Annotated in this window: 18 protein-coding genes and 1 pseudogene; 9 read left to right on the forward strand and 10 right to left on the reverse strand. The window is 70.0% G+C overall.

Going from position 1 to position 19,830, the window contains the following annotated elements; genetic code table 11:
- Window positions 1–13 precede the first annotated feature (13 nt).
- Entirely contained in the window at window positions 14–1,669 is a 1,656-nt protein-coding gene (locus HNR28_RS15810; protein WP_043683437.1) for a Na/Pi cotransporter family protein, read from the forward strand.
- 70 nt (window positions 1,670–1,739) lie between these two features.
- Here HNR28_RS15810 and polA read toward each other — a convergent pair whose 3' ends face one another.
- Window positions 1,740–4,460 carry a DNA polymerase I gene (gene polA / locus HNR28_RS15815; RefSeq protein WP_043683438.1) on the reverse strand — a complete coding sequence of 907 codons (2,721 nt, stop codon included), beginning with the start codon at window positions 4,458–4,460 and terminating at the stop codon, window positions 1,740–1,742.
- Here polA and HNR28_RS15820 point away from each other — a divergent pair.
- The 5 genes from HNR28_RS15820 (at window position 4,459) to HNR28_RS15840 (ending at window position 8,427) form a co-directional block, all read left to right on the forward strand.
- Window positions 4,459–5,130 carry an LOG family protein gene (locus HNR28_RS15820; RefSeq protein ID WP_043683440.1) on the forward strand — a complete coding sequence of 224 codons (672 nt, stop codon included), beginning with the start codon at window positions 4,459–4,461 and terminating at the stop codon, window positions 5,128–5,130. The genes polA and HNR28_RS15820 overlap by 2 nt on opposite strands.
- Before the next feature lie 152 nt (window positions 5,131–5,282).
- On the forward strand, window positions 5,283–6,071 hold the full coding sequence (locus tag HNR28_RS15825; protein WP_151024421.1) for a transporter substrate-binding domain-containing protein: 789 nt from the start codon (window positions 5,283–5,285) through the stop codon (window positions 6,069–6,071).
- A 170-nt stretch (window positions 6,072–6,241) separates the two neighbouring features.
- Window positions 6,242–6,931 carry an ABC transporter permease gene (locus HNR28_RS15830; RefSeq protein WP_043683445.1) on the forward strand — a complete coding sequence of 230 codons (690 nt, stop codon included), beginning with the start codon at window positions 6,242–6,244 and terminating at the stop codon, window positions 6,929–6,931.
- Window positions 6,928–7,638 carry a histidine ABC transporter permease HisM gene (gene hisM / locus HNR28_RS15835; protein WP_151024420.1) on the forward strand — a complete coding sequence of 237 codons (711 nt, stop codon included), beginning with the start codon at window positions 6,928–6,930 and terminating at the stop codon, window positions 7,636–7,638. Before HNR28_RS15830 ends, hisM begins: the two co-directional genes overlap by 4 nt.
- 21 nt (window positions 7,639–7,659) lie before the next feature.
- Complete coding sequence (locus HNR28_RS15840) at window positions 7,660–8,427, forward strand: ABC transporter ATP-binding protein (protein ID WP_043683450.1); 768 nt, start codon at window positions 7,660–7,662, stop codon at window positions 8,425–8,427.
- A 24-nt stretch (window positions 8,428–8,451) separates the two neighbouring features.
- On the opposite strand, the gene HNR28_RS15845 is transcribed toward HNR28_RS15840, so the two are convergent.
- The 3 genes from HNR28_RS15845 to HNR28_RS15850 all read right to left on the reverse strand — a co-directional run bounded on the left by HNR28_RS15845 (window position 8,452) and on the right by HNR28_RS15850 (window position 9,264).
- Complete coding sequence (locus tag HNR28_RS15845; RefSeq protein WP_043683453.1) at window positions 8,452–8,826, reverse strand: hypothetical protein; 375 nt, start codon at window positions 8,824–8,826, stop codon at window positions 8,452–8,454.
- A gap of 79 nt (window positions 8,827–8,905) precedes the next feature.
- On the reverse strand, window positions 8,906–9,031 hold the full coding sequence (locus tag HNR28_RS18730; RefSeq protein ID WP_276808398.1) for a hypothetical protein: 126 nt from the start codon (window positions 9,029–9,031) through the stop codon (window positions 8,906–8,908).
- 2 nt (window positions 9,032–9,033) lie between these two features.
- Window positions 9,034–9,264: a hypothetical protein gene (locus HNR28_RS15850; protein WP_151024419.1), complete on the reverse strand. Its 231-nt coding sequence runs from the start codon at window positions 9,262–9,264 to the stop codon at window positions 9,034–9,036.
- A 274-nt stretch (window positions 9,265–9,538) separates the two neighbouring features.
- Here HNR28_RS15850 and HNR28_RS15855 point away from each other — a divergent pair, with 274 nt between their 5' ends.
- The gene (locus HNR28_RS15855; RefSeq protein ID WP_151024418.1) at window positions 9,539–10,552 is read left to right on the forward strand and encodes a DUF4351 domain-containing protein; all 1,014 of its coding nucleotides are present in this window, start codon (window positions 9,539–9,541) and stop codon (window positions 10,550–10,552) included.
- A gap of 102 nt (window positions 10,553–10,654) precedes the next feature.
- Here the strand turns inward: HNR28_RS15855 and HNR28_RS15860 are convergent, their stop codons facing one another.
- Together HNR28_RS15860 and HNR28_RS18875 are read right to left on the reverse strand one after the other, a co-directional pair.
- On the reverse strand, window positions 10,655–11,134 hold the full coding sequence (locus HNR28_RS15860) for a GNAT family N-acetyltransferase (RefSeq protein ID WP_242404322.1): 480 nt from the start codon (window positions 11,132–11,134) through the stop codon (window positions 10,655–10,657).
- Window positions 11,108–11,836: pseudogene (locus HNR28_RS18875) on the reverse strand (YqiA/YcfP family alpha/beta fold hydrolase); the annotation flags it as partial. The gene HNR28_RS15860 and the pseudogene HNR28_RS18875, both read right to left, overlap by 27 nt.
- 168 nt (window positions 11,837–12,004) lie before the next feature.
- Between HNR28_RS18875 and HNR28_RS15870 the strand changes: the two are divergent.
- Window positions 12,005–12,679: a helix-turn-helix domain-containing protein gene (locus tag HNR28_RS15870; RefSeq protein ID WP_151024417.1), complete on the forward strand. Its 675-nt coding sequence runs from the start codon at window positions 12,005–12,007 to the stop codon at window positions 12,677–12,679.
- A gap of 143 nt (window positions 12,680–12,822) precedes the next feature.
- The gene (locus tag HNR28_RS15875; protein ID WP_151024416.1) at window positions 12,823–13,737 is read left to right on the forward strand and encodes a DMT family transporter; all 915 of its coding nucleotides are present in this window, start codon (window positions 12,823–12,825) and stop codon (window positions 13,735–13,737) included.
- A 137-nt stretch (window positions 13,738–13,874) separates the two neighbouring features.
- On the opposite strand, the gene typA is transcribed toward HNR28_RS15875, so the two are convergent.
- The 4 genes from typA to infB are packed head-to-tail and all read right to left on the reverse strand — an operon-like array spanning window position 13,875 to window position 19,810.
- Complete coding sequence (gene typA / locus HNR28_RS15880) at window positions 13,875–15,695, reverse strand: translational GTPase TypA (RefSeq protein WP_043683459.1); 1,821 nt, start codon at window positions 15,693–15,695, stop codon at window positions 13,875–13,877.
- Window positions 15,692–16,450: a tRNA pseudouridine(55) synthase TruB gene (truB, locus tag HNR28_RS15885; protein WP_043683462.1), complete on the reverse strand. Its 759-nt coding sequence runs from the start codon at window positions 16,448–16,450 to the stop codon at window positions 15,692–15,694. The genes typA and truB overlap by 4 nt, the downstream gene beginning before the upstream one ends.
- A 35-nt stretch (window positions 16,451–16,485) precedes the next feature.
- Window positions 16,486–16,896 carry a 30S ribosome-binding factor RbfA gene (gene rbfA / locus HNR28_RS15890; protein ID WP_043683465.1) on the reverse strand — a complete coding sequence of 137 codons (411 nt, stop codon included), beginning with the start codon at window positions 16,894–16,896 and terminating at the stop codon, window positions 16,486–16,488.
- Between the two features lie 16 nt (window positions 16,897–16,912).
- Window positions 16,913–19,810, reverse strand: a complete 2,898-nt coding sequence (gene infB / locus HNR28_RS15895; protein WP_184143051.1) for a translation initiation factor IF-2 — start codon at window positions 19,808–19,810, stop codon at window positions 16,913–16,915.
- Between the last annotated feature and the right edge of the window lie 20 nt (window positions 19,811–19,830).

Genomic DNA, 19,830 nt, shown 5'->3' on the forward strand with positions numbered 1-19,830 from the left:
ACGGCCGCCCGCCGTGCGCGAACTCCAGGTCCTGGTCGCCTTCGGCGGCTTCGTCGCCCTGCTGCTGTGGGGCGTGCACATGGTGCAGACCGGCGTGCAGCGGGCCTTCGGCAAGGCGCTGGGCCTGTGGATGGGCCGCGCCATGGGCTCGCCCCCGCGCGCCTTCGGCACGGGGCTGCTCATCACCGCCGCCATCCAGAGCAGCACGGCCACCGGGCTGATGATCACCGGCTTCGCCCTGGACGGCCTGGTGCCCCTGGTGCCGGGTCTGGCGGCCATGCTGGGCGCCAACGTCGGCACCACCCTGATCGTCCAGGCCCTGTCCTTCGACCCCACCGCGCTGGCGCCCGGGCTGGTGCTCGTCGGCGTCTGGATGTTCCGCCACTACGAGCCGGGCCGCGCCCGCGACCTGGGGCGGGCCCTGGTCGGCCTGGGCCTGCTGCTGCTGGCGCTGCACGAGCTGGTGACGCTGTTCGAGCCGCTGCAGAACGCGCCGCTGCTGGGCGGCGCCCTGCTCGCCCTGGCCGACGCGCCGGTGATCGCCCTGGCGGCCAGCGCGGCGCTGACCTGGGCCTCGCATTCCAGCGTGGCCGTGGTGGTGCTGATCATGTCGCTCGCCCATCACGACCTGGTCCCGCCGGAGCTGGCCTACGCGCTGGTGCTGGGCGCCAACCTGGGCACCGCCATCAATCCGGTCCTGGAAGGCGGCGGCGAGGGCAACCCCGCCGCCCGGCGCCTGCCCATCGGCAACCTGGGCACGCGCGCCGCCGGCTGCCTGCTGGGTCTGGCCCTGCTGCCCTGGGCCGGCCCGATCATGGCGGCGCTGGGCGACGCTGCGCACGCCGTGGCGAACTTCCACCTGCTGTTCAACCTCGTGGTGGCCGCCTGCTTCATGCCCGCGCTGGAACCCTACGCCCGGCTGCTGCAGCGGCTGCTGCCGGCGCGCGCCGATCCCCACGACCCGGCCCGCCCCCAATACCTGGACGAATCCGCGCGCGAAGTCCCGTCCGTGGCGCTGGGCCAGGCCGCCCGCGAGGCCCTGCGGCTGACGGACCTGCTGCGCGAATCGCTGCGGCTGACCGGGCAGGCCCTGCTGCGCGACGATCCCCGGGCGACCAGCCAGGCGCGCTACCTGAACGGCGCCATCAGCCAGCTGGACCGCTCGGTGACCGCCTACCTGGCGACCCAGGACCAGGAAAGCCTCAGCGCCGACGACGCGCAGTACCTCAAATCCATCCTGACCTTTTCCATGAACGTCGCCCACGCCGCCGACGTGTCGGGCATGGGCCTGCTGGGCCACGCGGGGCGGCTGCACAAGAAGCACTGGGAGCTGGATCCCGAGCAGCAGGCCGAGCTGGCCGACGTCCTGGAGCGGCTGCAGCGCAACCTGCGCCAGGCCGCCGCCGTGTTCGTCTCGGGCGACCGCGCCGCGGCGCGCGCCCTGGCCTTTGAAAAGGAACACTTCCGCGCCCTGGAAGCCCGCGCGGCCGAGCGCCACCTGGACCGCATCAAGACCGGCCGCATCGACGCCGCCGACATCGGCGCCTTCTACCTGGAAATCCTGCGCGACGCCGGCGGGGTGAACGCCTGCCTGGTCAACGCGGCGGCCTACCCCGTGCTGGACCGCCACGGCGAACTGCGCCCCAACCGGCTGCGCGAATCGGAGTGAGCCCGCCGCGCCGTGCGCGGCGCACGCGGCACGAGCCTGCCGGCCGCGGGACGCGCCCGCGCACCGCCGCTCAGTGCGCGGCGCCCCAGTCGGGGCCGACGCCGACCTCGGCCACCAGCGGCACCGCCAGTTCCGCCACCCCCGCCATCAGCACCGGCACCCGCTCGCGCAGGGCCTCGATCTCGTCGTCGGCGGCGTCGAACACCAGTTCGTCGTGGACCTGCATCACCATCAGGCTGCGCAGGCCCTCGGCGTCCAGCCAGTCCTGCACCGCCACCATGGCCATCTTGATGAGGTCGGCCGCCGTGCCCTGCATGGGCGCGTTGATGGCGGCCCGCTCGGCGGCGGCCGCGCGCGGCCCCTTGGCGCCGGACAGTTCCGGGAAATACAGGCGCCGTCCGAACACGGTCTCCACGTAGCCCTGCTCGCGGGCCTGGCGGCGGATGCGGTCCATGTAGTCGGCCACGCCCGGGTAGCGCATGAAATAGCGGTCGATGTAGGACTTGGCCGCCGCCCGGGTGATGCCCAGGTTGCTCGCCAGGCCGAACTCGCCCATGCCGTAGATCAGACCGAAGTTGATGGCCTTGGCCGCCCGCCGGTGCTCGGCGTCGACCTGGTCCAGGGGCAGGCCGAAGACCTCGGCCGCCGTGGCGCGGTGGATGTCTAGTCCCTGGGCGAAGGCCTGGCGCAGATTGGCGTCGCCCGACACGTGGGCCATCACGCGCAATTCGATCTGCGAGTAGTCGGCCGACACGATCTTCCCCAGGCTGGACACGAAGGCCGAGCGCACGCGCCGGCCCTCGGCCGTGCGCACGGGGATGTTCTGCAGGTTCGGGTCGGACGAGGCCAGCCGTCCGGTCACCACGGCGGCCTGGGCGTAGCGCGTGTGCACCCGGCCGGTGCGCGGATCGATCATGCGCGGCAGCTTGTCGGTGTAGGTGGATTTCAGCTTGGCGATGCCGCGGTAGTCGAGCAGCAGGCGCGGCAGGGGGTAGTCGGCCGCCAGGCGGGTGAGGACGTCCTCGTCGGTGGAGGGCGCGCCGCCCGCCGTCTTGCGCAGCACCGGCAGCTGCATGCGCTGGAACAGGATCTCGCCCAGCTGCTTGGGCGAATTCAGGTTGAAGGGCTGGCCCGCCAGGGCGTGGGCCTGGGCCTCGAGGTCGATCATCTGCCGGCCCAGCTCGTGGCTCTGCGCCGCCAGCACCTTGGCGTCGATGGCCACGCCGTTGCGCTCGATGCGCGTGAGCACGTCGGAGGTGCGGATCTCCAGTTCGTAGATGCGCTTCAGGCCGGCCTCGGCCTCGACCTTGGGCAGGAGGACCTGGTGCAGGCGCAGGGTGAAGTCGGCGTCCTCAGCGGCGTAATGCGCCGCCTGGTCCAGGGCGACCTCGTCGAAGCCGATCTGGCGCGCGCCCTTGCCGCACAGGTCCTCGTAGGTCGTGCCCGTCAGCCCCAGCCACTGGATGCACAGTTCCTGCAGGTTCACGCGCCGGTGGGACTGCAGCACGTAGGCCTGCAGCATGGTGTCGTGGCGCACCCCGCGCAGGGCGACCCCTTCGTTGGCGAACACGTGGGCGTCGTACTTGGCGTGGTGCAGCAGCTTGGGCGCGGCGGGGTCCTCCAGCCAGGGGCGCAGGCGTTCGAGCACCAGGGCGCGGTCGAGCTGCTCGGGCGTGCCCGGCCCGCGATGGCCCACCGGCACGTAGGCCGCGCGGCCGGGCTCGATGGCGAAGGACAGCCCCACCAGGCGGGCCGCCATGGGATCCAGGCTGGTGGTCTCGGTGTCCAGCGCGGCCAGGGGCGCCGCCCGCAGGCGCGCCAGCCAGCGGTCCAGCGCCGCCTCGTCGAGGATGGTTTCGTAATCGATGGCGTCGGGCGCGGGCGGCACCTCGCGCGCCGCGCGGGCGTCCTGGACCGGAATGCGGCCCGGCTCGCCGGTTTCCTCGCGCAGCCAGGTCCGGAAGCCATAGGTCTCGTACAGCCGCACCAGCGTCTCGTGGTCGGGCGGCCGCAGGCCCAGCGCCGCCGGCACCCAGCCGTCCTGCAGCTCGCAGTCCAGGCGCACGGTGAGCAGGTCGCGCGTCATGGGGAAATTCGGCGCCGCCGCGCGCAGGTTTTCCCCGGCCACGCCGCGGATCTCGCCCGCATGGGCGACCAGGGTGTCGATGTCGCCGTATTCGTTCAGCCACTTGACGGCGGTCTTGGGGCCGACCTTCTCCACCCCGGGCACATTGTCCACGGCGTCGCCGGTCAGCATCAGATAGTCGACGATGCGCTCGGGCGGCACGCCGAACTTGCGGATCACGCCCTCGCGGTCCTGGCGCTCGCCCGACATGGTGTTGATCAGCTCCACCCGGTCGTTGACCAGCTGGGCCAGATCCTTGTCGCCCGTCGAAATGATGGTATAAAAGTCGTTTTCGCCCGCCTGGCGCGCCAGGGTGCCGATGATGTCGTCGGCCTCCACGCCCGGCGCCGCGATCACGGTCCAGCCCAGCGCGGCGGCGGCCTCGTGGATCGGTTCGATCTGGGCGCGCAGGTCGTCGGGCATCGAAGGGCGATGGGCCTTGTAGTCGGGGTAGATCGTTTCCCGGAACGAACCGCCCGGGGCGTCGAACACGCAGGCTCCGTGAGTCGCCACGTCCTTGTAATCCAGCAACAGCCTCCGTAACATGGAGACGACGCCATACAGGGCTCCGGTGGGTTCGCCGCGCGCATTGCGCAGATCGGGCATCGCATGATAGGCGCGGTACAGGTAGCTGGACCCATCCACGAGCAACAAGGTTTTTTTCATGACGGACAATAAGACGAAACGCGTTTCGGCCGAACAACAGATTCCCACGATTATTGCAGAGATGCGCGCGGCGGCCTCGGCCTTCCAGAAAATCGGCCTGGGCGTGAGCATCTTCGGCAGCGCCCGGGTTCCCCGCGGCCACCCCTTCTACGCCCTGGGCATGGAACTGGGCGCGCGCATCGCGCAGCTGGGCCTGCCGGTGATCGCCGGCGGCGGCCCGGGCCTGATGGAGGCCGCCAACCGCGGCGCCTTCGAGGCGGGCGGGCGCAGCGTCGGGCTGAACATCCGCCTGCCGCGCGAAAAGACCGACAATTCCTACCAGACCGACAGCCTGCACTTTGAATATTTCAATTCGCGCAAGGCCTCGTTCTTCATGCACAGCCTGGCCTACGTGGTGCTGCCCGGCGGCTTCGGCACGCTCGACGAGCTGTTCGAGGCCATCACGCTGGTGCAGACCATGAAGCAGCCGCCCGCCCCCATCATCCTGGTGGGCGTGGAATTCTGGTCCGGCCTGATGGACTGGGTCCGCGACCAGCTGCTCACCCACGGCATGATCGGCCCCTTCGACCTCGACCTGCTGCTGGTCTCCGACGACATCGACGAAATCGTGCGCCTCATCCAGGAAGCCGCCCAGATCGAGCAGCGCCGCGAACCGGCGCTGCCGACCTGAATCCGGCCGCGGCCGGCGCCGGCTCCGCGGCCGGGGCCGGGCATCCCTAGGGGTAATGCTCGATGCGCCCCGGCAAAAACCTGGGTTAACATCACGCCTTGTCACCGTCGGCCGGCGCCACCCGCCGCCCGACCACCCAGGAGAACCATGCGATGAAAACCACCCTGCTCGGGGCCGCGCTGCTGATCGCGGCCGGCCTGATCCCCGCCGTGGGCGCCGCCGCCGACGCCAAGGAACTCAAGATCGCCACCGAAGCCGGCTACCCGCCGTTTGAATACCGCAACCCCAACGGCCAGCTCGAAGGCTTCGACATCGACATCGGCAACGAGCTCTGCAAGCGCCTGAACCGCACCTGCGTGTGGATCGACCAGTCCTTCGACAGCCTGATTCCCGGCCTGCAGGCGCGCAAGTTCGACCTCGCCAATTCCACCATGACCGCCACCGAGGCGCGCAAGAAAGTCATCGACTTCTCCACGCCCATGTACATCGTGCCGGTCAAGCTGATGGTCAAGAAGGGCAGCGGCCTGCAGCCCACCGCCGAATCCCTGAAGGGCAAGCGCGTCGGCGTGCAGCAGGGCACCACGATGGAAACCTACGCGCGCAAGCACTGGGCGCCCAAGGGCGTCGAGGTCGTCGCCTATCCCAGCTACACCAACGCCTACGTGGACGTCACGGCCGGCCGCCTGGACGCCACCTTCCAGGAAGCCCAGAGCGCGGTCGAGGGCTTCCTGAACAAGCCCGAAGGCGCCGGCTACGAGCTCGCCGACATGACGCTGGACGACCCGATCCTGAACGAGCCCATCGCCATGGGCATCCGCAAGGGCAATGCGGTCAAGGCCGACGTGGACAAGACCCTCAAGGCCATGCTGGCCGACGGCACGATCCAGGGCTACGCGAAGAAATATTTCGCCGAAGGCCTGATCCAGTTCCCCGCCCAGTGATTTCGCGCCCGCCGCGCCATGCCGCCTGAGCGCGCGCCCGGGCCCGGCCTCCCCGGAGGCGGCCTGGCGGGCTCCGTCCGGCGCGGCGCGGCCGGCGCATCCCGGGCAGGGCGCCGCCGCACCGGCCCGCGGGCCGGAATCCTCCACTCCATCGTCCATCCCCGATACCCATGTTTCTAGACGGCTACGGTCCCCTGCTGCTGGAGGGGACGTGGGTCACCATCAAGCTCGCGCTGCTGTCCCTGGCCGTGGCCGTGGGGCTGGGGCTGCTGGGCGCCTGGGCCAAGCTGTCGGCCTCGTGGGGCGCCCGCCTGGCCGCCACCGCCTACACCACGCTCATCCGCGGCGTCCCGGATCTGGTGCTGATGCTGCTGATCTTCTTCAGCATGCAGATCTACCTGAACGACCTGACCGACCTGCTCGGGCTGGACCCGATCGACATCGATCCCTTCGGCGCCGGCGTGCTGACGCTGGGCTTCATCTACGGCGCCTACTTCGCCGAGACCTTCCGCGGCGCGTTCATGGCCGTGCCCTACGGCCAGATGGAGGCCGCCACGGCCTACGGCATGCGCGAATTCCAGGTCTTCCGCCGCGTGCTGTTCCCGCAGATGATGCGCCACGCCCTGCCCGGCATCGGCAACAACTGGCAGGTCCTGCTGAAATCCACCGCGCTGGTGTCGCTGATCGGCCTGACCGACCTGGTCAAGGTCGCCCAGGACGCCGGCAACGTCACCTTCCGGGTGTTCCTGTTCATCAGCCTGACCGGCCTGATCTACCTGGCCCTGACCACCCTGTCCAACGGCATCCTGTACTGGCTGGACCGCCGCTACAGCGTGGGCGTGCGCGAGGCGCAGCTATGACCGACGTGCTCGAACAGTTCTGGCGCGCCTACCTGTACGCCAGCAACGGCAGCCCGTCGGGCATGGCCATCACCCTGTGGCTGCTGGTGCTGTCGGTGTCGATGGGCTTCTTCGTCTCGATCTTCCTCGCCGTGGCCCGGGTGTCCTCGCGCCGCTGGCTGTCGGTCCCGCTGTGGGCCTTCAGCTACGTGTTCCGCGGCACGCCGCTGTACGTGCAGATCCTGTTCATCTACGCCGGCATCTACAGCCTGGACTTCGTCAAGGGCACCCCGCCGCTGGCGGCGTTCTTCCAGAGCGGCTTCAACTGCCTGGTGCTGGCCCTGACGCTGAACACCGTCGCCTACACCACCGAGATCTTCGCCGGCGCCATCCGCGCCACCAGCGCCGGCGAGATCGAGGCCGCGCGCGCCTACGGCATGACGCGCTTCGCGATGTACCGCCGGGTGATCCTGCCCTCGGCCCTGCGCCGCGCGCTGCCGGCCTACAGCAACGAAGTCATCCTGATGCTGCACGCCACCTCCCTGGCCTTCACCGCCACCGTGCCCGACATCCTCAAAGTCGCCCGCGACGCCAACTCGGCCACCTACCAGACCTTCGCGTCCTACGGCCTGGCCGCCCTGCTCTACCTGTGCCTGTCGTTCGCACTCATCTGGCTGTTCCGCCGGTTCGAGCGCCGCACGCTGGCCTACCTGGGCACCCACCGCTAGGGCCTGTTCATACCGATCCCCATGTCCAAACTCGAAGTACTCAACATCCACAAGCGCTACGGCGACAACGAGGTCCTCAAGGGCGTCTCCCTGACGGCCAACGCCGGCGACGTGATCTGCATCCTGGGCTCCAGCGGCTCGGGCAAGTCGACCTTCCTGCGCTGCATCAACTTCCTGGAAAAGCCCAATCAGGGCTCGGTGTCGCTCAACGGCGAAATGCTGAAGATCGTCCACGACAAGCACGGCGAGCCCCACGCCGCCGACCTGGACCAGCTGCGCCGCCTGCGCTCGAAACTGGCGATGGTGTTCCAGCACTTCAATCTATGGGCGCACATGAACGTGCTGGGCAACGTGATCGAGGCGCCGATCCAGGTGCTGAAGCTGGGCCGCGCCGAAGCCGTCGAACGCGCCCGCCACTACCTGGCCAAGGTCGGCCTGGACCCCAAGGTCGAAACCCAGTATCCCTCGTCCCTGTCGGGCGGCCAGCAGCAGCGCGTGGCGATCGCCCGCGCCCTGGCCATGGAGCCCGAGGTCATGCTGTTCGACGAGCCCACGTCCGCGCTGGACCCGGAGCTGGTGGGCGAGGTGCTGAAGGTCATGCAGAAGCTGGCCGAGGAAGGCCGCACCATGCTGGTCGTCACCCACGAAATGGGCTTCGCGCGCAACCTGGCGTCGCAGGTCATGTTCCTGCACCAGGGCGTGGCCGAGGAGGTCGGCGCCCCGGCCGATATTTTCGACAACCCGCAAAGCCCGCGGCTGCGGCAGTTTCTGTCGGGGAACCTGAAGTAGGGCCCGGCCCCGTGCCGGAACGATTCACCATCCGTGGCCGATCACGAAACCGGCCAGGCCCGCAATGGCCATCCCGAAGATGAACAGCATCGCCCAGAGCGGCGCGATGACGTATTTCCTGAAATCCCGCAGCAGGATCTGAACCGCATCCACCATCTCCCCCTTCGCCACGCGGATCGTGTCGTCGAACTCGCGCTTGGCGAACTGGATCTGCTCGTGCAGTTCGCCGGACAGCGTCCGGATGTTGTTGCCGGCCGCCGCGTCGAACTGGGCGGCCGCCTGCTGGATGGAGCGGTCCAGCGCTTCCTGGACCTTGGGCAGGTTCGCGTCCAGGATGTCGGTCGCCGCCGTTTCCAGGGCCTGGCCGAAGTTCTGCGAGGTTTCTTTGAAGTCGAACACGGGCGTGATCCTTTCGGGCGGTTCTTTCGGGTGATCCTTTCGGGGGATCGGTCGGGGGGAGTCCGCTAGCGCGCGGGGTTCAGGCGTCCTCCCGCTGCCTGCGCAGGGACTCGTTTTCCTTTTTCAGCGCCTCGTGGCTTTCGTACAGCTCCCAGCCTTTGCGCAGGACGGCGTAGAGTCCAATGATGGCCAGCAGATTCTTCATGGTCAACTCCTGAAAGGATGAAGGGCGGCATCCACCGCCTTTTCCAGAGCGGTCAGGCGGCGGGTCTTGACGGGCCTGTGGCCGCAGCGCGCGCAGACCGGGGAATGCGGGAGCATGCCGCTGGTCTGGCCATGCCAGAACACGTTGCCGGCGGGACGGCTGGCGGGCCGGTGGACCCGCTTCCAGCCGCAGGCCGGACATTGCAGCATGAAAGGTTTGGGCGGAACGAGCATGGGGCGGCTCCTGCTTTGGAATGTCCACGGATCGATGCTAGGCGCGGGGCGCGACATTTCGTGTCGCATCGAACGAAAGCCGGGACTGCGCGTTCCATGCCTGGGATATTTTCGTCCGTTCGTACTTCCCAGTCTGGCGGGGGAATCTGGGCCTGCCCAGAATGAGGCTTCCTGCATCCGGAAGCCCGCCATGCCCGATCGGAACGACGCTTCGCCTGCCGCTGTTGCTTCTACTGCTGCCCCTGCTGCGGCTGCTTCGGCTGTCCCCGCCGCGATGGCGGCGGATGCTGCCGCTGCCGTCCCCGCCGACGACCACGACAGTCCCTGGAAGGAGGCCCTGGAACTCTTCTTCCGCCAGGCCATCGAACTGCTGGCGCACGCCCTCTACCAGGTCATCGACTGGTCGGTGGCCCCGCAATTCCTGGACAAGGAACTGCAGGCCCTGGGCGTCCCGGATGGCCCGCCCGGCCATGGCCGCCTGCATGCCGACAAGCTGGTGCGGGTACGCCACAAGGACGGCGCCGACGCCTGGATCCTGGTCCACGTCGAAGTCCAGGGCGGCGGCATGGGCGCCCGCGCCCTGTCCCGGATCGCGCAGCGCATGTACCGCTACAGGACGCGCATCGAACACCGCCACGAAGGCCTGAACGCCCGCGCGGGGCGCGCGCCGCCGGCGCTGTTCAGCCTGGCCATCCTGGTGGCCAGCCGCTCGGGTCCCGAACGCCTGGAATACCGGCGCGAGTTCCTCGGCCAGGGTGTGTATTTTTCCTTTCATGCCGTACACTTGTCCCAGTGGCTGGGCCGCTGGAGCGAGCTGGAATCGCTGGCGCGCACGAACCCGTTTGCCGTGGTGATCATGGCGCAGCTGCAGGCCCTGCGGTATCGGACCGGGGCGCAGCGGCTGGAGCCCACTGTCTCGCTGGTGCGGCTGCTGTACGGGTACGGTTACGACCGGGAACACATCCAGCCGCTGCTGCGGCTGATCGAATGGATGCTGCGGCTGCCCGCACAGCAGGAGCCGGCCTATCTGGCGGCGGTGGAACGCCTGGAACAGGAGCGCAAGATGAGCTACGTGACGATCGCCGAGCGGCTGTATACGCAAAGAGGCGTGGAAAAGGGCCGCACCGAGGGCCAGGCCGACCTGCTGCTGCGCCAGATCCAGCGCCGCTTCGGGGCGGTGGATGCCGCCATCGAGCAGCGCATCCGCGCCGCCGGCGCGGACGATCTGGAAGCCTGGTCGCTGAACTTCGTGGACGCCACGACCCTGGACGAGATCTTCCGCTCCTGATCCCTGGCGGGATCGCTCCCGCATCGTTCAAGACCGCTGCCGCATCACCCGGCGCGGGATGATATTCGCGCCCACGCCCTCGCGGGGCTGCTCCGGCAGCCTTCAGAACCGCCGCCGCATCACCCGGTGCGGGATGCCCGCGTCCATGAAGGTGTCGCCCTCCTCCACGAAACCGTGGCGGGCGTAGAAGGGCCGGGCCTGCAGTTGCGCGTCCAGCACGACTTCCGCATCGCCGCGGCGGCGGGCCGCATCCATCAATGCGGTGAGCAGCAGCGAGCCGACGCCCTGGCCGCGCCAGGCCCTGCGCACGGCCATGCGGCCGATGTGGCCGTCGGGCAGCAGGCGGCCGGTGCCCATGGCCTGCCCGTCGGCATCGTAGGCGATGGCGTGCAGGCATTGCGCGTCGCGGGCGTCCAGCTCTTCTTCCAGCGGCACGCGCTGTTCCTCGACGAAGACCTCCAGGCGGATGCGGCTGGCCTCGACGCCCAGCGCGTCCCAGTTGCCCGTGACGACGCACCGGCCAGCGGCATCCCGCGCTGCCTCGGCCGATGACCCCGGATCGCCCAGGGCGAAATCCAGCACCTCGGGCAGCCAGTCGGCGAAATCGGACATGCCGTGGTCGCTGCCCTCGATGATGCGCTGGCGGCAGCCCGCGAAGCGCGCCCGCATCTCGCGCCAGTCCAGGACCTCGTCGCCGGTGGCGGCCAGCAGAAAATAGCGTTCCGGCCGCGTCAAGACCGGGATGTCGGCCTCGGCCCGCGCCAGCTCCTCCACGTAGCCGGGCAGGAATTCAAACGGCGCGTCGCCATGGAAGGTGCGGTGCGAGCCGACCTGGGTCGCCAGGTCGCGCGCCGCATGGACGACGGGATTGAGCAGCACGGCGCGGCAGCCCAGGCGCTCGGCCAGCCAGGTGGCGTAAAAGCCGCCCAGGGACGAGCCGACGACTGTCAGGCGGGCCACAGCGTCCTCGCCGGACGGCGCCCGGCCCCCCTCCCCCTCTCCGGCGGGCGTATCGTCGCCGGCTGGCGGCGCACCGCCCGAACGTCCGTCGCCGGACGGCGCATCGGCAGCTTCGGGCGCCGCGCCTGGGCATGAGCCGGCAGCCCCCGCGCCCAGGCGGTCCCGCACCAGCCCCAGGGCCAGTTCCAGCGCGGCGGCCGGACTGGCGGGCAACTGCGGGCAGCACCAGTCGGACGCCAGGCCGCGCTCGGCCAGGGCCCGGGCCATCAGGCGGGCCTTGAAGGAATCGGGAGAGGATCGGAATCCGTGCAGGTAGAGGATCATGAAAAACGCGGCGCGGCGTTCCGGGCGCCACGGCGGCGCGCGACGGAGCCGTGGGCCCATTTTAAGCGGCCCCGCCGCCAGCAGCGCCGTGCGGCACACCGCCGGCGCGCCGCAAGACGCTGTAAGATCGACGCATCCGCATTTCCGCATCCCGATCCCTCCCCCGCCATGCCGCTACTCGAACCGGTCAGCACGCTGCGCACCTACGATGGACAGGCGGACGTCCACGTCCACGATCATGCGCAGGTGATGATGCCGCTGGCCGGGCGCATGGAACTGGAAGTCGACGGGCATGCCCTGTTCACGGATCCGTCCTGCGGCATGCTGATTCCGGCGGGCGCCCGGCACGCCTATTGCGCGCGGCCCGGCACCCGCATCCTGGTGATCGACGCGCCCGAATCGGCCGGGCTGGAGCGGCTGCGGCGCTTCGCCCTGACGCCGGCCTGCCGCGCCCTGGGCGGCCAGGGCGATGCCGCGCGGCAGCTGGCCCTGCTGCTGGACCTGCCCACGGTGCTGGCCTCGCGCCGGGGCCTGGATCTGGCGCGCCTGGACGCCGCCCTGGCCGGGGCGCTGCACGAGGCCTGGCCGACGGCCCGCATGGCGCGGCTGTTCAACCTCAGCCCGCAGCGCTTCCACGCCCGGCTGCTGGAGCTCACCGGCCGCACGCCGGGCGACCACCTGCGCGCCCTGCGGCTGGGGCGCGCCAGCCGGGCGCTGGCGCGCGGCGCGACGCTGGAAGCCGTCGCCGCGCAGGTCGGCTACCGTTCGGGCAGCGCCCTGGCCTATGCGCTGCGGCGCGACCGGGGGACCGGCGCCCGCGCGCTGCGCCAGCCCGCATCCTGAATCCGCCTGCGGCGCGAACGCCTCCGGCCACCGCCACGGCGCGGCACACGCCCGGGCGTCCCCGCACCATCGCCGCCAGCCCCCGGACGGACCATGAGCGTTTCTCGACAGACGCCCGGCGCTGGATACGCCATCATGAGGGCATGAGCACGACATCGAATCCTTCCCCCGCCGCCTCGCAGGCGCGGCCCCTGCAAGGCATCCTGCTGGTGCTGGGCGCCGGCATGCTGTGGGGCACCACGGGCACGGCCCAGAGTTTCTCCGACGGCGCGCTCTCGCCCTACTGGGTGGGCGCCCTGCGCCTGGGAGTGGCGGCCCTCTTCTTCCTGGCCTATGCCGGCTCGGTCAATGGCCTGCCCCACCTGGCCCGCCAGCTGGCGGGCCTGGACTGGCGGCGCACCGCCTGGGCCGGCGCCTGCATCGCGGGCTACAACCTGGCGTTCTTCGCCGGGGTGAAATCCACGGGCGTGGCGGTGGGCACGGCGCTGGCCATCGGCAGCGGCCCGATCTGGGCCGGCCTGCTGCAGCTGGCCGGCGGCGCGCGGCCTGGCGCCGGCTGGTGGACGGGCACGCTGCTGGCGGTGGGCGGCGGCGTGCTGCTGGTGTTCGGCCGCGCCGGCGACCTCCAGGCCGATCCGCTGGGCATCGCCCTGTGCCTGGCCGCCGGCCTGGCCTACGCGCTCTACACCCTGCTGAACAAGCGGCTGGTGGATCGCTCGGCGCCGGCCGTCACCACGCTGGGCGTGTTCCTGGTGAGCGCCCTGCTGGCCCTGCCGGCCGCCGCACTGTGGGCCGGGCCGCTGCAGATCACGCCCTCGGGCTGGCTGGTGGTGGGATTCCTCGGCATCGCCTCGACGGGGGTCGCCTACCTGCTGTTCACCACGGGCCTGCGCAGCATCAGCGCCGCCAGCGGCGTGTCGCTGGCCCTGATGGAGCCCGTCACCGCCTTCCTGCTCGCCCTGGTGGTGGTGGGCGAGCGTCCCGGCGCGCTGGCCTACGCCGGCCTGGCGGCACTGCTGGCGGGACTGGCCATCGTGATCCGGGCGGAAACCCGCTGATCCGGGCCCGCATTCGACCGAGGCGCGAGGCAAGCCACGGCGCGATATGGCCGATGCAAACCCGTGCAAACACGAAGACCCCGCCATGAGGCGGGGTCTTCGCTGGTTCGGCTGGCCCGAGGATCAGGCCGATTCGATCAGGCCGATTCGCGCAGGCTGCGGCGGCGCTCGTGCTCCTGCAGGTAGCGCTTGCGCAGGCGGATCGACTTGGGCGTGACTTCGACCAGCTCGTCGTCGGCGATGAACTCGACGGCGTATTCCAGGCTCATGGCGATGGGCGGCACCAGGTCGATGTGCTCGTCCTTGCCGGAGGCGCGGACGTTGGTCAGCTTCTTTTCCTTGATCGGATTGACCACCAGGTCGTTGTCGCGCGAATGGATGCCGATGATCATGCCTTCATAGACCGGATCCTGGGGCGACACGAACATGCGGCCGCGCTCCTGCAGCTTCCACAGGGCGTAGGCCACGGCGGTGCCGTCGTCCTGGCTGATCAGCACGCCGTTGCGGCGCTCGCCGACGCCGCCCTCGCGCACCGGCGCGTAGTCGTCGAAGATGTGGCTCATCAGGCCCGTGCCGCGCGTGAGCGTCATGAATTCGCTCTGGAAGCCGATCAGGCCGCGCGCCGGGATGCGGTATTCCAGACGGGTGCGGCCGCGCCCGTCGGGCTGCATGTCCTGCAGGTCGCCCTTGCGCCGGCCCAGTTCTTCCATCACGCCGCCCTGGTGCGCATCCTCCACGTCCACGGTCAGCAGCTCGTACGGCTCGCACTTGACGCCGCCGATCTCCTTGAACATCACGCGCGGACGCGACACCGCCAGCTCGTAGCCCTCGCGGCGCATGTTCTCCAGCAGGATGGTCAGGTGCAGTTCGCCCCGGCCGCAGACCTCGAACACGGTGTCGTCGTCGGTGTCGTTCACGCGCAGGGCGACGTTGGACTTCAGCTCGCGGTCCAGGCGGTCGCGCAGCTGGCGGCTGGTGACGAACTTGCCCTCGCGCCCGGCCAGGGGCGAGGTGTTCACCATGAAGTTCATGGTCAGCGTGGGCTCGTCGATGCGCAGCATGGGCAGCGCCTCGGGCACGGCCGGGTCCATCAGGGTGCAGCCGATGCCGATGTCCTCGATGCCGTTGATCAGCACGATGTCGCCGGCCTCGGCCTCGTTCACCAGCTCGCGCTCCAGACCCTTGAACTTCAGCACCTGGTTGACGCGGCCCTTGAAGGACTCGCCCTCGGGACCGAACTTCACCGCCACGTCCTGGCCGGCGCGCAGACGGCCGCGGTTGATGCGGCCCACACCGATCTTGCCGACGTAGCTGCTGTAGTCCAGGGAAATGATCTGCAGCTGCAGGGGACCGTCGGCGTCGTCGTCGCGCTGCGGCACGTATTGCAGGATGGCGTCGAACAGGGGCCGCATGGTGCCCGAGCGCACGTCGTCGGTCAGCCCGGCGTAGCCCGACAGGCCCGAGGCGTAGATCACCGGGAAATCCAGCTGCTCCTCGGTCGCGCCGAGCTTGTCGAACAGGTCGAAGGTGGCGTTGACCACGTAGTCCGGGCGCGCGCCCGGGCGGTCGACCTTGTTGACCACCACGATGGGCTTCAGGCCCAGCGCCAGCGCCTTGCGCGTGACGAAGCGGGTCTGCGGCATCGGGCCTTCGACGGCATCGACCAGCAGCAGCACGCCGTCCACCATGGACAGCACGCGCTCGACCTCGCCACCGAAGTCGGCGTGGCCCGGGGTGTCGATGATGTTGATGTGCGTGCCTTCGTATTCGACGGCGCAGTTCTTGGCCAGGATCGTGATGCCGCGCTCGCGCTCGATATCGCCCGAATCCATCACCCGCTCCGACACCTGCTGGTTGTCGCGGAAGGTGCCGGACTGCCGCAGCAGCTGGTCGACCAGTGTGGTCTTGCCATGGTCCACGTGGGCGATGATGGCCACGTTGCGCAAAGCTCGTTTCATAGAATGTTGTCCTCGGTGGAAGCGCTTGCCGGGCGCAGACCGTCCGGCAAGGCGTGTAAAGGGATCAGCGCCGCGGCCGGCGCTTCCATGGCCTGCAGGGCTTCCAGCCCCACGGCCTGCTCGATCGAAAACGGCCCGACGGCGGTGCGCCGCAGGGCCGACAGGTGCGCCAGGCAGCCCAGGCGGCGGCCGATGTCCTGGGCCAGGGTGCGCACGTAGGTGCCCTTGCTGCAATGCACCCGCAGCCGGGCGCTGCGGCCGTCGCAGGCCAGCAGCTCCAGCGCATGGATCACGATCCGGCGCGGCGGGCGCTCCAGCTCGATGCCCTGGCGGGCGTATTCGTACAGCGGCCTGCCGTCGCGCTTGAGCGCCGACACCATGGGCGGGATTTGCTCGATCTCGCCCCGGAACGGAGCCAGCGCGGCTTCCAGCGCGGCGGCGTCCACGCCGGCGAAATCGTCCGGCGCGCGCGCCGTGACGTGGCCCGTCAGGTCGCCGCTGTCGGTCTCCTCGCCGAAGGCCAGGGTCGCCTCGTAGACCTTGTCGGCCTCCAGCATGGCGGCGGAAATCTTCGTCGCGCGGCCGAAGCAGCAGATCAGCAGGCCCGTGGCGAACGGGTCCAGCGTGCCGGTGTGGCCCGCCTTGCGGGCGTCCACCGTGCGTTTGGCGCGCTGCAGCGCATGGTTGCTCGACAGGCCCTCCGGTTTGTCCAGCAACAGGACTCCGTCGAGCATCTGCCCGCGTCGGGAAGCCATCGTTCAATCCGTCCAGATGAGTGACGACCGCCCTGTCAGGGCTGGCCGTCCGGGTCTTCGAGTTCGGGGATGTCCGAAGCGCCCGCCTGGGGACGGTTGGCCCGATCGATCAGTTGCGTGAGTTCGATGCCGCGTGCCAGCTGCGCGTCGTGCACGAAGCGCAGGGTGGGCACCGTATGGATGTGCAGCAGCCGGAAGAGCTGCGAGTGCAGCCAGCCCGCCTTGTCGTTGAGGGCCTGGGCGGCGGCTTCGGGCTCGGCGCCCAGCACGGTGAAGTAGACCTTGGCATGGGCGTAGTCGGCCGACAGATCGACGCCGGTGAGCGTGATCAGGCCGGCGCGCGCGACGTCGAGCTCGCGCTGCACCAGGGCCGCCAGGTCCTTCTGGATCTGGTCGGCCAGGCGCGTGTTGCGTCCGGGATTCGGCTTGGATTTATGACGACCCATGATTCATGCCGCGCGCTCAGAGCGTGCGGGCGACTTCCTTGATTTCAAAGACTTCGAGCTGGTCGCCCACCTGGATGTCGTTGTTGCCCTTGAGCGTGATGCCGCAATCGAAGCCCGCCTTGACTTCCTTGACGTCGTCCTTGAAGCGGCGCAGCGAATCCAGCGAGCCGGTCCAGTGCACCACGTGGTTGCGCAGCAGGCGGACCTGGGAATCGCGGCGCACGAGGCCTTCGAGCACCATGCAGCCGGCGATGTTGCCCACGCGCGACACGGTGAAGATCTCGCGGATCTCGACCAGGCCGATGACTTCCTCGCGCTTTTCGGGCGCCAGCATCCCCGACATGGCGTTGCGCACGTCGTCGATCGCGTCGTAGATGATGTTGTAGTAGCGCAGGTCGATGTCGTTGGTCTCGGCCAGCTTCTTGGCCGAGGCGTCGGCCCGCACGTTGAAGCCGATCACCACGGCGCCCGAGGCGATCGCCAGATTGACGTCGCTTTCGGAGATGCCGCCCACGGCCGCGTGCACCACCTGCACCCGGACCTCGTCGGTGGAGAGCTTGAGCAGCGACTGCACCAGCGCTTCCTGGGAACCCTGGACGTCGGTCTTGACGATCAGCGGCAGGGTGCGCACGCCCTCGCCCAGGTTGTCGAACATGGACTCCAGCTTGGCCGCCTGCTGGCGGGCGAGCTTGACGTCGCGGAACTTGCCCTGGCGGAACAGGGCGATCTCGCGCGCCTTGCGTTCGTCGTTCAGGACCAGGACCTCGTCACCGGCGGCCGGGACCTCGGCCAGGCCCTGGATCTCGACCGGGGTCGAGGGGCCGGCTTCGGACGTGGGCTTGCCGGTGTCGTTCAGCATGGCGCGCACCTTGCCGAAGGCCACGCCCGCCAGCACGGCGTCGCCGCGATGCAGGGTGCCGCTCTGGACCAGGATCGTGGCCACGGGGCCGCGGCCCTTGTCCAGCCGGGCCTCGATGACGATGCCCTTGGCCGGCGCGTCGACGGGCGCCTTGAGTTCCAGGATCTCGGCCTGCAGCAGGACGTTTTCCAGCAGCTCGTCGATGCCCTGGCCGGTCTTGGCGGATACGGGGATGAAGGGCACGTCGCCGCCGTATTCTTCCGGCACGACCTGCTCGGCCACCAGTTCCTGCTTGACGCGCTCGGGATTGGCTTCCGGCTTGTCGATCTTGTTGATCGCCACGACCAGGGGCACGTTGGCCGCGCGGGCGTGGTGGATGGCTTCCCGGGTCTGGGGCATGACGCCGTCGTCGGCCGCCACCACCAGGATGACGATGTCGGTGGCCTGGGCGCCGCGGGCGCGCATGGCCGTGAAGGCCTCGTGGCCCGGGGTGTCCAGGAAGGCCACCACGCCGCGGTCGGTCTTGACGCTGTAGGCGCCGATGTGCTGGGTGATGCCGCCGGCCTCGCCGGTGGCGACCTTGGTGCGGCGGATGTAGTCCAGCAGCGAGGTCTTGCCGTGGTCGACGTGGCCCATGACGGTGACCACCGGCGCGCGCGGCAGGGCCTCGGCCTCGTCGGAGGATTCGGTGTCGGCGAGGAAGGCTTCCGGATCGTCCAGCTTCGCGGCGATGGCGGTGTGGCCCAGTTCCTCGACCACGATCATGGCCGTTTCCTGGTCCAGGATCTGGTTGATGGTGACCATCTGGCCGAGCTTCATCAGATGCTTGATGACTTCGGCCGCCTTCACGGACATCTTGTGGGCCAGGTCGGCGACGGAAATCGTCTCCGGCACGTGGATCTCGCGGGCGATGAATTCGGCCTGCATCGGTTCCTGGTGCTCGGCCTGGCGGCGGCCCTTGCCGCGCGCGCCCTTGCCGCTGCTGCGGCCGCCCTTGCCGCCCGCGCGCCAGGCATCGCGCCCGGCGCCCGGCGACAGCGTCTCGGCCTTGGAAGGCTTCTTGCGGCCGTCGTTGGACCAGCTCGAGGACACGTCGGCGGTCTTGATGACCTTCTTGCCCTCGGATTCCTTCTTGGCGGGAGCCGCCTTGGTGCCGGCGGGCTTGTGCAGCGTGCCGGTGGTGGCGGGCTCCTCGGGTTCCGGCGCGCGCAGGACCTTGCGCGGCTGGCGCATCATTTCGCGCAGGGCGGCGGCCTCGGCCTCGGCGGCGCGGCGGGCGCGCTCGCGGTCGGCGTCGGCCGGCGCGCGGCGGGCCTTGCCCGGCGTGGCCTGCGGCGCAGCCACCGGCGCGGAGGATGCGGCTGCGGGTTCGGTACGCGAAGCCGGCGGTTCGGCGGCCGGCGCGGGTTCGAGCGCGGCGGGCGCCTGGGCCGCGGGCTCGGCAACAGGGGTTGTGCTCACGGTGTCCTGTTTGGTTGCGGTCGGGGCCTGGGCCTCGGCGGGTTCGTTCTGCTGTGCGTCGGGCTCGGCCGGCGCGGGGGCGGCCTCGGCCGCCGGCGCGGCCGGCGCGGCCGGCGCCGCCTGGGGCGCAGCGGGCCCGGCCGGGCGGCTCTCGGCGGCCGGCTGGGCCGCGGCGGCGGGCTCGGTCCGGACGGCGGGCGCTTCCGGCGCCGGCGCGGCGGCGGCCGGGGCGGCCGGGGCGGCAGGCGCTGCGGTCTGGGCGGCGGCTTCGGCCCGGGCGGCCTCGGCCGGCTCGGGGCGGTCGCGCTTGACCAGCACGCGCTTCTTGCGCACCTCGACCTGGATCGTGCGCGAACGGCCGGAACTGTCGGCCTGGTGGATCTCGGACGTCTTGCGGCGCGTCAGCACGACCTTCTTGCCCGTGTCGGAACCGTGCGAACGCCGCAGGGATTCGAGCAGGGCGCTCTTGTCTGCTTCGGTCACGTCGGCGTTCACCGAGTCCAGCTCGACGCCGGCCGAGCGGAAATGATCCAGCAGGACGTTGGCGGGCATGTTCAGTTCTTCGGCGAATTGGGCGACGGTGTTACTCGGCATTCGACTCTCTCTTTCACTAC

Origin of the sequence: Castellaniella defragrans, assembly GCF_014203015.1 — a bacterium.
Taxonomy (GTDB): Bacteria; Pseudomonadota; Gammaproteobacteria; order Burkholderiales; family Burkholderiaceae_B; genus Castellaniella; species Castellaniella defragrans.

Excerpts from the sequence above, each read along its gene's own strand:
- HNR28_RS15875 (WP_151024416.1), top strand. The coding sequence starts at position 12,823 with ATGAGCACGACATCGAATCCTTCCCCCGCCGCCTCGCAGGCGCGGCCC.
- hisM (WP_151024420.1), top strand. The coding sequence starts at position 6,928 with ATGACCGACGTGCTCGAACAGTTCTGGCGCGCCTACCTGTACGCCAGC.
- HNR28_RS15840 (WP_043683450.1), top strand. The coding sequence starts at position 7,660 with ATGTCCAAACTCGAAGTACTCAACATCCACAAGCGCTACGGCGACAAC.
- HNR28_RS15830 (WP_043683445.1), top strand. The coding sequence starts at position 6,242 with ATGTTTCTAGACGGCTACGGTCCCCTGCTGCTGGAGGGGACGTGGGTC.
- rbfA (WP_043683465.1), bottom strand. The coding sequence starts at position 16,896 with ATGGGTCGTCATAAATCCAAGCCGAATCCCGGACGCAACACGCGCCTG.
- polA (WP_043683438.1), bottom strand. The coding sequence starts at position 4,460 with ATGAAAAAAACCTTGTTGCTCGTGGATGGGTCCAGCTACCTGTACCGC.
- HNR28_RS15855 (WP_151024418.1), top strand. The coding sequence starts at position 9,539 with ATGGCGGCGGATGCTGCCGCTGCCGTCCCCGCCGACGACCACGACAGT.
- HNR28_RS15870 (WP_151024417.1), top strand. The coding sequence starts at position 12,005 with ATGCCGCTACTCGAACCGGTCAGCACGCTGCGCACCTACGATGGACAG.
- HNR28_RS15825 (WP_151024421.1), top strand. The coding sequence starts at position 5,283 with ATGAAAACCACCCTGCTCGGGGCCGCGCTGCTGATCGCGGCCGGCCTG.
- HNR28_RS15850 (WP_151024419.1), bottom strand. The coding sequence starts at position 9,264 with ATGCTCGTTCCGCCCAAACCTTTCATGCTGCAATGTCCGGCCTGCGGC.
- HNR28_RS15820 (WP_043683440.1), top strand. The coding sequence starts at position 4,459 with ATGACGGACAATAAGACGAAACGCGTTTCGGCCGAACAACAGATTCCC.
- truB (WP_043683462.1), bottom strand. The coding sequence starts at position 16,450 with ATGGCTTCCCGACGCGGGCAGATGCTCGACGGAGTCCTGTTGCTGGAC.
- typA (WP_043683459.1), bottom strand. The coding sequence starts at position 15,695 with ATGAAACGAGCTTTGCGCAACGTGGCCATCATCGCCCACGTGGACCAT.
- HNR28_RS18730 (WP_276808398.1), bottom strand. The coding sequence starts at position 9,031 with ATGAAGAATCTGCTGGCCATCATTGGACTCTACGCCGTCCTGCGCAAA.
- infB (WP_184143051.1), bottom strand. The coding sequence starts at position 19,810 with ATGCCGAGTAACACCGTCGCCCAATTCGCCGAAGAACTGAACATGCCC.